The 10,647-nt window shown below is 42.7% G+C and carries 11 protein-coding genes and 1 pseudogene; 8 read left to right on the top strand and 4 right to left on the bottom strand.

All coding sequences use genetic code 11. From position 1 onward, the window contains the following. The 4 genes from OCT63_RS17810 to pspA all read right to left on the bottom strand — a co-directional run bounded on the left by OCT63_RS17810 (position 1) and on the right by pspA (position 2,491). Entirely contained in the window at positions 1 to 1,035 is a 1,035-nt protein-coding gene (locus OCT63_RS17810) for an efflux RND transporter periplasmic adaptor subunit (RefSeq protein WP_269984206.1), read from the bottom strand. A gap of 157 nt (positions 1,036 to 1,192) precedes the next feature. Further along, complete coding sequence (gene pspC, locus OCT63_RS17805) at positions 1,193 to 1,579, bottom strand: envelope stress response membrane protein PspC (protein ID WP_060468008.1); 387 nt, start codon at positions 1,577 to 1,579, stop codon at positions 1,193 to 1,195. Next, positions 1,572 to 1,805 (bottom strand): envelope stress response membrane protein PspB, encoded by a 234-nt coding sequence (pspB, locus tag OCT63_RS17800; RefSeq protein WP_004734605.1) that lies wholly within the window; start codon positions 1,803 to 1,805, stop codon positions 1,572 to 1,574. The genes pspC and pspB overlap by 8 nt, the downstream gene beginning before the upstream one ends. 14 nt (positions 1,806 to 1,819) lie before the next feature. Next, a complete protein-coding gene (gene pspA, locus OCT63_RS17795) occupies positions 1,820 to 2,491 on the bottom strand; it encodes a phage shock protein PspA (RefSeq protein WP_060468009.1) in 672 nt (223 codons plus the stop codon). 272 nt (positions 2,492 to 2,763) lie between these two features. Here pspA and pspF point away from each other — a divergent pair, with 272 nt between their 5' ends. The 8 genes and pseudogenes from pspF to OCT63_RS17755 form a co-directional block, all read left to right on the top strand. Then, the gene (pspF, locus tag OCT63_RS17790; protein WP_060468010.1) at positions 2,764 to 3,786 is read left to right on the top strand and encodes a phage shock protein operon transcriptional activator; all 1,023 of its coding nucleotides are present in this window, start codon (positions 2,764 to 2,766) and stop codon (positions 3,784 to 3,786) included. A 102-nt stretch (positions 3,787 to 3,888) separates the two neighbouring features. After that, positions 3,889 to 5,511 carry an ABC transporter substrate-binding protein SapA gene (gene sapA, locus OCT63_RS17785; protein ID WP_060468011.1) on the top strand — a complete coding sequence of 541 codons (1,623 nt, stop codon included), beginning with the start codon at positions 3,889 to 3,891 and terminating at the stop codon, positions 5,509 to 5,511. Beyond that, positions 5,511 to 6,473: an ABC transporter permease gene (locus tag OCT63_RS17780; protein ID WP_060468012.1), complete on the top strand. Its 963-nt coding sequence runs from the start codon at positions 5,511 to 5,513 to the stop codon at positions 6,471 to 6,473. Before sapA ends, OCT63_RS17780 begins: the two co-directional genes overlap by 1 nt. Next, entirely contained in the window at positions 6,460 to 7,347 is an 888-nt protein-coding gene (gene sapC, locus OCT63_RS17775) for a putrescine export ABC transporter permease SapC (RefSeq protein ID WP_017057092.1), read from the top strand. Before OCT63_RS17780 ends, sapC begins: the two co-directional genes overlap by 14 nt. Further along, positions 7,347 to 8,348: a peptide ABC transporter ATP-binding protein gene (locus tag OCT63_RS17770; protein ID WP_060468013.1), complete on the top strand. Its 1,002-nt coding sequence runs from the start codon at positions 7,347 to 7,349 to the stop codon at positions 8,346 to 8,348. Before sapC ends, OCT63_RS17770 begins: the two co-directional genes overlap by 1 nt. Then, positions 8,345 to 9,127, top strand: a complete 783-nt coding sequence (locus tag OCT63_RS17765) for a peptide ABC transporter ATP-binding protein (RefSeq protein WP_017057090.1) — start codon at positions 8,345 to 8,347, stop codon at positions 9,125 to 9,127. The genes OCT63_RS17770 and OCT63_RS17765 overlap by 4 nt, the downstream gene beginning before the upstream one ends. Before the next feature lie 81 nt (positions 9,128 to 9,208). Further along, a complete protein-coding gene (locus OCT63_RS17760) occupies positions 9,209 to 10,009 on the top strand; it encodes a DUF2927 domain-containing protein (RefSeq protein WP_443088553.1) in 801 nt (266 codons plus the stop codon). Between the two features lie 80 nt (positions 10,010 to 10,089). Further along, positions 10,090 to 10,647: pseudogene (locus OCT63_RS17755) on the top strand (hypothetical protein); the annotation flags it as partial.

The following is a 10,647-nucleotide window of genomic DNA, read 5'->3' as shown; positions in this document are numbered from 1 at the left end:
TTATAGCCCCCTTTCCTTGATCCACTCTCGAACTTTAACGCCCGGTTCAAGACCATTAACACCAGAAGTGACAATACGGTCTCCATCGTTCAGCCCAGAGACAATATGACGTTTTTCATCAATCACGATTGCCACATTCTCAACAATACCGTCATTATTGACACGCCACACTGACACATCATCGCCATCGGTCATCATTGCAGAGGTTGGTATTTTGGTTGCCGCAGCGAGAGCAGACACGAGATTTACCGTGCCAGACATGCCAGGCAAAATACCGATATCGGTTGGTCTTTCCATCACCATCGTTACTTTGTATGAACTTGTTTTTGGATCCGCTTCGGTATCAACTTCTTGGAAGGTTAAAACGTAAGAATTTTCAGGGAATGCATCAAATACCATGGTTGCTTCGGTTTCAAACCCAGAAGAAAAGCGCGAGATAAGTTGATCGGGTAATAGGAAAACGACTTTAAGAACCTGATTGGTTTGAATATTCATCACACCTTGTTTCGCAGCGATATATTCATGGTTTTCAGCTGGAATGATGGAAATTGTTCCATCGTAAGGCGCGACCAGAGTCGTGTAACGCAGGTTAGCTTTAGCTTGATTAAGAACTGCTTTAGCTGAATTGTGATTGGCTTTCGCTTGGTCGAAATCTTGTTCTGATACCACGCGATCTTTCCGTAGCTTGATCGCACGCTGATACTGTACATCGGCAAGCTTAAAGTTGGCCCTCGCTTGTTTCTCTAACAACTGATATTGATCTGGATTTAGTGTTGCAAGTGCGTCGCCTTTGGTAACCGGTTGACCCGAAGTGACGTCAATAGTCTGAAGTAACCCGGGAACACGGAATGCAAGGACTGCTTTATTACCGGCTTCTGTGGTGGCAGGAAAGCGACGTTCAAAGGCATTGTTGCCGACAGAGACAGTGAAGAGTTTGGCGGGTCTAGATTCAGGCTCAGGTACCGGAGGAAGCTCCTTACCACACCCAAACAACCCAGCGATGGCTGTCAATAGGACTACGGAGGCTCTATACATTAGTAATCATCCATAACTATAAATATTTTTATAACATAGATTAATCACATGTAACTTACCAATTATCGTAAGATTTATTTAGACAAAATTATCAAAAATAATAATGGTTTAGGATCAGCCGTCCCAAACCACTATCTAATGTTTTTAGGTTTTACTACTACATTCTCTTAAATTCGCGGTCGACTTTAAAAGTATCTGAGGTGACATAGGCTTCCATGTTGCGCACACTCGTCTCTAACTTCTGGAAATCACTTTCTAGAGTGCCCAATAAAGACTCGGCTGTTTGTCCTTTTTCCCAAGGTTTTTGCTTCAATGTATGCTCTTGCTTGGCTTTCATTTCATCGACATACTGGGATGGTTGTTTTTCAAGCATGAACGTCAAAGCTAAATACGCGAGTAAAACGAGGAAGCTGCCTCCAAGCAGTGCGGCAGAGATAACCAAGATACGAACCAACCAAACTTCCAGGCCAAAGTAGTTCGCTAAACCTGCACACACCCCAGACAATTTGCCGTTGATTGGATCGCGATACAGTTCTTTACTCATAGTTTCGCCTCCAGTTAGGTGACTCCGCATCCAGTATTTTTTCTAGCGTTTTCACTCGGTCTTGCATAGATTCAGCTTGAGCTGAAAGCTTGTGCAAGCGCTGAAGATCCGTTTCAGAAAGACCGTTACTGGATTTCTTCTTGCTGCGGTAATGTAAGAATAACCATAGCGGTGCCACGAAGATCAAGAAGACAATCAGTGGACCTGCAATTAGAAATGTTGACATAGACAACTCCTAAATTATTTATCGCGGTTTTCAACTTGTTGCTTCAGTTTCGCTAGCTCTTGTTCAATTTCATCTTGAGCTTGTAGCTCTGCAAATTCTTGGTCTAGAGATTTTGCATTGCCTGTTTTTGCGTAAACGTCTGCTTCAGCTTCTAATTCATCCACTTTACGCGAGAATTGCTCAAACTTCGCCATTGCTTCGTTGGTTTTGCTTGAATGCAGGTGTTTTTGAACATCACGACGATTGCTCGCGGCATTATTACGAATCATTAAAGCTTGCTGCTTTGCGCGAGTCTCGGCGATTTTGGTTTCTAGCTTACCAATCTCGCTGGTTAGCTTTTCAATCGTTTCATGAACCAAGGTTTGTTCGGTATGTAGACTCTTAAGGATGTCTTCCAGTTTTTGCTTTTCGATCAGCGCCGCTCTCGCCAAATCTTCACGTTGTTTAGTCAGTGCTAGCGTCGCTTTATTTTGCCAATCTACAATCTGCGTTTCGATAGCTTCAACTTTACGCGCTAGCTCCTTTTTGTCTGCAATGGCTTTTGCTGAGTTAGTCCGAACTTCAACCAACGTGTCTTCCATTTCTTGTATAATCAGGCGAATCATCTTTTCAGGATCTTCAGCCTTATCTAATAGTGCACTGATGTTTGAATTTACAATATCTGCAAAGCGAGAAAAAATACCCATGAGGAACTCCTTAATTACAATGACGGCAAATGTGCTTTAAATCGTTGTTCGACTTCCAATTCACTTGCTCACAAATTTACGTTTATTATTAAACCTACTGTAAGTAATTCAAGTAGCGTGCCAACTCTTAAACTGTATATAATCAGTAACTTACAATAAAATGGTGATTAATTCGAACCATGCTATGATGAATTTAGCCAAGTATTGGTATTTTTCACCACTACAGCCCTTATATGACCTCCACCAGCACTCAGCTCACACAAGGACCCGCTATGCAGCAGAACCTAATAGGTGAATCACCTAGCTTTCTCTCAGTTTTAGATAAAGTTTCTCAATTAGCACCAATCGAAAGACCCATTCTGATCATTGGAGAACGCGGTACTGGTAAAGAACTGATCGCTCAACGGCTCCATTATCTCTCTAAGCGCTGGGATCAACCGTTGATATCCCTAAACTGCTCAACACTCAGTGAAGGGTTGATTGACTCTGAATTATTTGGGCATGAATCGGGCTCTTTCACTGGCTCAAAAGGGCGTCATCAAGGACGCTTTGAAAGAGCCGAAGGTGGTACACTGTTTCTTGATGAGCTAGCCACAACTCCTCTTGCTGTTCAAGAGAAGCTATTACGCGTTATTGAATACGGACAATATGAACGTGTTGGCGGTCAAAAGGCGCTCAGTGCTAATGTAAGATTGGTGTGTGCGACCAATGCAGACTTACCAGATATGGCATTAAAAGGCGACTTTAGGCCGGATCTATTAGATAGACTAGCGTTTGACGTTATTACTATCCCACCGCTTCGTGAACGTAAAGAAGACATCACATTGCTGGCCGAATATTACGCCATCAAGATGTGTCGAGAATTAGAGCTAGAGCTATTTGTCGGCTTTACCACTTCAGCCGTTGAAACGTTGCTAGATTATTCTTGGCCGGGAAATGTCAGAGAACTCAAGAACGTCATTGAACGAGCAGTCTATCAACACGGTAAAAATCCATATCCTATTGAATCTTTGGTGTTCAACCCATTTAAACCAGTATGGCAAACTGAGCAGGTTTCAACTCAAGAAATTGGCAATGAGCCATCCAGCGACCATACTTCACCTGAAGAGCCATTTCCTCTGCCACTTGACTACAAAGCGTGGCAAGAACAACAAGACATTAAGCTACTCAATCAAGCTTTAAAACAAAGTAAATTCAATCAAAAACAGGCTGCAGAATTACTTGGGCTGACCTACAACCAACTAAGAGGTATGGTAAGGAAGTACGCGATTGTCGGATCGGTTAACGACAAATAGCTGACCACACAGGATTATTATTTGGAGCAGAATAAATAAAATGTTAAATTATGCGGATCTTGAGGCTCTTCTAATGCCTCGTTTCGAAAAGTATTTCTTTTTATGAATGCACTAATAAAACTATCACTGAGCATCTGTACGCTGAGCTTTTTAGCTGGATGTGGTGAGAGTGTGGATCACGAGAAAATTCGAGAGAAAGGCTTCGTTTATTGCGGCCAAGGTAATCCTACTACCTTCAACCCACAACTGGTTGATAGTGGAATTACGTCAGAGTCGCTGAGCCCTCAAATCTTCGACACACTGCTAACTCTCGACCCTATGACTTATCGACCAAAACAGAATTTAGCAACAAGTTGGTCTGTCGATAAAACGGGGATGGAATACACTTTCACACTGCGTCCTAACGTTTCGTTCCAAACCACAGATTGGTTTACCCCGACTCGCAGTATGAACGCACAAGATGTGGTCTTCAGTTTTGAGCGTGTTATTGATAGTTCGAACCCATTCCATTATGTGGGTGGCGGTCTATACCCATGGTTTGCAGGAATCGATTTTAAAAACTTAATTGTCGATATCACAGCAGTTGATGACCTAACCGTTAAATTCCAACTTAGCCGTCCAGACAATTCATTCCTCAATAATATTGCCACCAGCTATGCGGTCATTCACTCCAAAGAATATGCCAATAAGCTCGTCGCTGCTGACGAGAAAAATGAAATCGATTCTAAACCGGTAGGCACCGGTCCATTCTACTTAGATGAATACCAAATCAACGACCTTGTACGCTTAAAAAAGAACAAACAGTACTGGAAGGGTGGCGTAAAAATGGACCAAGTAGTGTTCGACACATCACAACGTGGAACTGGCACACTCGCCAAACTGCTTCGTAATGAATGTGACGTGCTGAACTCGCCAATTTCTAGCCAAATCCCAATCATTCAAGCTAATGAAGAACTAGTGATTACGGCGACACCAGCGGTCAATGTCTCTTTCATTGCGCTTAATACTGAACACCCTGCACTAAGTGACTCACGAGTTCGCAAGGCGCTCAATTTAGCCATAAATCGTCAAAATATACTCGACTCTGTGTACTATGGTACGGGAACTAAAGCCTACGCGTTATTGCCACCAACATCTTGGGCTTATCAGAAAGACACCATTCAGGTTCGCTATGACCGCAATTATGCACTCGCTCTTCTTAGAGAAGCTGGCGTAGAACCAGGATTAGAGCTTTCAATGTGGGTGCCGCTAGAACCAAGAGCTTACAATCCAAGTCCCAGAAAAACCGCAGAGCTAATCCAAGCGAACTTGGCCGATATTGGAATCGACCTCAAACTTTATACCGACGACCGTTTCGATCGTACTCAACTATCATCCATAGCATCAACAGACTTACTGCTTACAGGTTGGATAGGTAACACTGGTGACCCAGATAATTTTTTGCGCCCCCTTCTCTCTTGTAGCTCTGAACGCGCAGGCCTAAACGTCTCTATGTGGTGTAATTCAGATTTCGACTTTCTTCTGGACCTAGCGTTGGAGATCAATCAACAAAGGCACCGTGTGAATTTGTATCGACAAGCCCAAAACATTCTCAACGCTGAAGTCCCAGTAATCCCTCTAGCTCACGGTGTACAATTTAGAGTTCACGATCGTTCGCTGACCGGCTTTAAACAAAGCCCGTTCAATGCCCAACCTTTTGATCAAGTCAGAAGAGAGGTGAACTGATGTTTTGGTATACATTAAGACGTATAAACTTATTCGTTATTACTCTTGGAATTTTGACGTTAGTTGGTTTTTCATTACTTCGACTCGATCAAACGTCTCCTTGGGCAATTCAAGAATTTTGGTCCGGTTGGCTCAGCTATATCACAGAGTTATCAACACTTAATTTTGGTTTAAGTAAACATGGCGTACCTATCATTGATGAGCTTGTTGTCGTATTTCCCGCGACTTTAGAACTCTGTTTTTTTGCTTTTATCTTAGCGCTGTTTATTGGTATTCCTTTTGGCACTATCGCGGGGATGAGGCAAGGTAAATTCGTCGATACTACCATCTCATTTACGTCCATGGCGGGTTACTCAGCACCCGTGTTTTGGGTCGCACTATTGATGATTATGGTGTTTTCACTGCATTTTGAAATATTCCCAGTCGGGGGGCGATACGATCTACTTTATGAGATTGAGCACGTAACAGGTTTTGCGATGATTGATACTTTCTTTGCAGAAGGTAAGTATCGAGCCCATGCCCTGCAAAGTGTTCTTGAACACATGGCGTTGCCTTGTCTTGTTTTGGCATTAGCTCCGACGACTCAAGTTATCCGACTGATGAGATCATCAGTTGCAGAAGTGATGACACAAAACTATATCCGAGCAGCACGAATTAAAGGCCTTTCGACGAGAGAAATTGTCATGCAGCACGTATTAAGAAATGCGATCCCGCCGATCATTCCAAAAGTCGGTGTTCAGCTGTCGAGTATGTTAACACTGGCGATCATTACAGAGTCCATTTTTAACTGGCCGGGTATTGGTCGTTGGTTGTTAGATGCCCTATCCAACCAAGATTACGTTTCTATTCAAGCAGGCGTCATCGTGGTAGCAACCCTAGTTCTGACCGCTAATATTCTTTCAGATCTACTGGGAGCGATGATCAATCCTCTGGTAAGAAAGGAATGGTATGCTAACAAATAACATCTACCAAGAAGAGCAAATTCCAACCCAGTTTGAGCGTTTCTGGCGAAGCTTTCGTGCGAACAACCTCTCGATGTTTGGCTTGTGGTGCTTAGCTTTGATCATTCTAGTGACAATTACTTCACCTTGGTTAGCACCTCATGACGCTCAAGAGCAAACGGGGCATTTGTTGACCCCGCCCTCTTGGGATCCAACAGGCACCGTTGAGTATTTCTTAGGTACTGATGACTTAGGACGAGATATCCTTTCGCGCCTCATCATTGGTTCACAGTTGACGTTTGGTGCCGCTGTTATTATTACCTTCATTGCTGCTGTGATCGGTTGTTTGATTGGTGTCTTCGCGGGGATGACGCGCGGTCTCCTATCAAGTACTTTGAATCACTTGCTAGATACAGTGATGTCAATCCCATCTTTGCTACTCGCCATTATTTTCGTAGCATTCCTTGGCTTTGGTGAATTTAATATATTCCTCGCACTCTGTTTGGCACTGATACCACGCTTTATTCGCTCTGTTTACATTGCAGTGCATGCAGAGGTTGAGAAAGACTATATTCTGGCTTCTCGCCTCGATGGTGCGAACAACTTTTATCTATTATGGAATTCAATCGTTCCGAATATTCTTACCGTGGTTGCGCTTGAGATAACACTCGCATTGTCGGTAGCAATCCTCGACATCACAGCGCTCGGTTTTTTGGGCTTAGGAGCACAAGCTCCAAGCACTGAATGGGGGGCTATCTTAGGTGATTCAGTTGAGCTTATTTACTTGGCACCATGGACAGTCACCCTACCTGGTTTAGCGATTATGTTTACTGTTATTGTTATTAACCTTGTAGGTGAAGGTGTTCGCCAAGCTTTAAACGCAGGAATCGAATAATGCCGTTACTTGATATTCGACATTTGACTATCGAAATTGAAACCCCTCAAGGGCTTGTTAAAGCGGTTGACCGCATGAGCCTTACTCTTAACGAAGGGGAGATTCGAGGTCTCGTAGGAGAGTCCGGCTCAGGTAAAAGTTTGGTTGCAAAAGCGATTGTTGGCGTTTGTAAAGAGAACTGGAAGGTATCTGCCGATCGAATGCGTCTTGGTAATATTGATCTCTTGCAACTGACGCCCAAAGAACGGCGCAGGGTGATTGCACGCGATATCGCAATGATCTTTCAAGAGCCATCTTCTTGTCTCGACCCTTCGGAAAAAGTCGGTCGTCAACTTATCGAATCAATTCCTTCCCATTCATTTGAAGGAAAATGGTGGCAAAGGTTTAAGTGGCGTAAGAAACAAGCTATCACCTTACTTCATAAAGTCGGTATCAAAGATCACTCTCGCTTGATGGACAGTTATTCTTATGAGCTTACCGATGGTCAGTGTCAAAAAGTGATGATTGCCATGGCGATTGCGGCTAAACCAAAAATATTAATCGCTGATGAACCGACCAACGATTTAGACCCAATTACACAGTCTCAAATATTGCGCTTATTGAGCCGAATGAACCAGCTCAATAACACGACCATCGTGCTAATAGGCCATGATTTAACCACCATTACACAATGGGCAACGCGTATTACCGTCATGTACTGTGGCCAATCAGTCGAATCTGCAGATACCCAGAAGTTACTAGATGCGCCTAAGCATCCCTATACTGTTGCTTTGCTTAAAGCGATGCCAGATTTCAACGATTGGATACCTCATAAAGAGAAGTTGCAATCACTACCGGGGTCTATCCCTCCACTACAGCATCTTCCTATCGGTTGCCGATTGGGACCTCGTTGTCCCTACGCACAAAGGCAATGTGTTGAGATTCCTTACACCAAACGTATTAAAAGCCATAAGTTTAATTGTCATTTTCCTCTAAATATGGAGAAGAAAAAGAAATCATGAGTGCTTTATTAGAAGTCAATGAATTATCTAAAGACTTTACGACACGCTCCGGTCTTTTCCGTAAAAAGATTCACCAGGCAGTTAAACCTGTAAGTTTCACTCTTGAAGCTGGCCAAACCATTGGGTTTATCGGTCAAAATGGCTCTGGTAAATCAACATTGGCGCGAATGCTGGCAGGCATGGTTGAGCCAACAGGGGGCGAAATTCGTGTAAATGGTGAAAAGCTGGAGCACAAAGACTACTCAACTCGCTGTAAACTGATTCGAATGATCTTCCAAGATCCGAACACATCACTAAACCCACGAATTCAGATAGGCCTAATTCTTGAAGGTCCGTTAAAAAGAAACACTAACATGCCGCCAGAAGCACGTATGCGCCGTGTGAGAGACACATTATTACGAGTTGGCCTCTTGCCTGAACATGCTTACTTTTACCCACAAATGCTGGCTGCAGGTCAAAAACAGAGGGTTTGTTTGGCTCGAGCCTTGATACTTCAGCCATCCATCATTGTGGCAGATGAAGCGTTGAATGGTTTAGACATGGCCATGCGCTCTCAGATCATTAACCTATTCTTAGAGCTGCAAGAAGAAATGGGGGTATCGTTTGTGTACGTATCTCAGCACATAGGTATCATTAAACACATCACCGATAAGATCATCGTCATGCACGAAGGCAGTGTGGTTGAAGCGGGTGATACACATGAAGTCTTAACCAATCCAAGCCATCAGATCACACAAAGGTTAGTGGAAAGCCATTTCTTCAAAGCACCCAATCACTAGCTTATCGCCTAAGCTCCCATCTCTACCATAATTGAGAGGTGGGAGAACAGATTCAATATTGACCTCAAAGAGGAGAAACACGTGCTGAGACGAACTTCAATTTTCGCACCACTCCTATTCTTGGTATTTCCCCTATTAACATTGCTTTCTTTCAACGTTGTCAGCACTCCGCTGACTTGGCTTGATAAAACGTTTGTCGAAAATGCATTTTACGATGTTGCGCTCCAACACGAATACTCCCAAGGTAATAAACCTCTCGCCAAATGGAAACAGCCAATCAACATATGGGTCGATCACCGAGTCGGCGATAAAGTACTGCATCAAGAGCTGACAGAGCTTCATATCCGACACTTATCCGAAGTCACCCAACACCCCATCAAAATCGTCAGCAAAGAATCTGAAGCCAACATTAAGTGGATATACACGAGACAAAGCAAGTGGATAGCTGAAGCCAAAACCATCCTCAAGCTAAAATCGACTCAACACTTAAACAGCGCCATCTGCACTGCAGGTTATCGAACTAATTTGAAAGGTGAGATTGTTTACGCTGGGATTGTAATACCGGTTGATCAAGCAAGGTCGCGGGGTAAGTTAATCGCCTGTATCGTAGAAGAGATCACTCAGGTTCTAGGCCTGCCGAATGATTCAGATAAAGCCTACCCTTCTATTTTCAATGACCACACACCAGAGGACTTATTATCACCATTAGATATTGTGTTATTAAAACTGTTGTATGAATCGGAATTGAAAGCGGGAATGACCAAAGCACAAGCTAAGCCTATGGTTAGAAAGATACTAAAAAGATACAGCGAAACAGGCGTACTTCAACAAGCATCAAAGGACGCACAACAAGCACCTCTATATCAGTTGATTGGGTACTAATAAAACCATCAAAATAAACGGTGAAACCAAAAATTCTTTCCTACAATAGTTTAAACGGATTAAAAGGAAAAGGAGACCGCTTGGAAGACCAAATCAAACAGCATTTCAAGTGGCGATCTTATAGTTTAGGTATATGCCTGATTTTTCTATTCTCCGTTCAGGCTTTTTACATACAGTCATCCATGATTCTAAATGCAGATGTCTCTTTCTTATCACAAATGGCTATTTATTCAGAAGGTAGTGATTTTTACCTTCAATTCTATGAAGTTAATCCCCCTCTCATTGTTTATATTTACAAGCTATTCATTTCAATTGGTTCTGTTTTACATATCAATGATATATCAGCGTTAAGAGTGGGGATGTTAACCTACATATTTTTGTGCTCTAGTATAATACTATACAATTTTATTAACATAAAAAATGGATTATTGATCGCCTTAACTTTATCCTTCTGTGTTTTCTTTACTTTCCCCAATGATTTCCTTCAACGAGAACATATCATCACCAGTTCGTTCCTTTCATATTTCAGCATGATCTCAATCAGGCTGCTAGGACTAAACCCAAAGAAGACAGTTATATTTGCTAATATTTTAATTATAGCTTTGGCCATTTCATTAAAACCACAATATGCAATAGTA

Source organism: Vibrio sp. RW (genome assembly GCF_027587105.1).
GTDB classification, from domain to species: Bacteria; Pseudomonadota; Gammaproteobacteria; order Enterobacterales; family Vibrionaceae; genus Vibrio; species Vibrio toranzoniae.
The sequence above is the reverse complement of the archived record's forward strand: the minus strand, read 5'-3'. Positions and strand labels throughout refer to the sequence as shown.

What these genes read in the sequence shown, in the direction of transcription:
- pspC (WP_060468008.1), bottom strand. Translation starts at nt 1,579, where the DNA reads ATGAGTAAAGAACTGTATCGCGATCCAATCAACGGCAAATTGTCTGGG.
- sapA (WP_060468011.1), top strand. Translation starts at nt 3,889, where the DNA reads ATGAATGCACTAATAAAACTATCACTGAGCATCTGTACGCTGAGCTTT.
- OCT63_RS17765 (WP_017057090.1), top strand. Translation starts at nt 8,345, where the DNA reads ATGAGTGCTTTATTAGAAGTCAATGAATTATCTAAAGACTTTACGACA.
- OCT63_RS17770 (WP_060468013.1), top strand. Translation starts at nt 7,347, where the DNA reads ATGCCGTTACTTGATATTCGACATTTGACTATCGAAATTGAAACCCCT.
- OCT63_RS17780 (WP_060468012.1), top strand. Translation starts at nt 5,511, where the DNA reads ATGTTTTGGTATACATTAAGACGTATAAACTTATTCGTTATTACTCTT.
- pspA (WP_060468009.1), bottom strand. Translation starts at nt 2,491, where the DNA reads ATGGGTATTTTTTCTCGCTTTGCAGATATTGTAAATTCAAACATCAGT.
- pspB (WP_004734605.1), bottom strand. Translation starts at nt 1,805, where the DNA reads ATGTCAACATTTCTAATTGCAGGTCCACTGATTGTCTTCTTGATCTTC.
- OCT63_RS17810 (WP_269984206.1), bottom strand. Translation starts at nt 1,035, where the DNA reads ATGTATAGAGCCTCCGTAGTCCTATTGACAGCCATCGCTGGGTTGTTT.
- sapC (WP_017057092.1), top strand. Translation starts at nt 6,460, where the DNA reads ATGCTAACAAATAACATCTACCAAGAAGAGCAAATTCCAACCCAGTTT.
- pspF (WP_060468010.1), top strand. Translation starts at nt 2,764, where the DNA reads ATGCAGCAGAACCTAATAGGTGAATCACCTAGCTTTCTCTCAGTTTTA.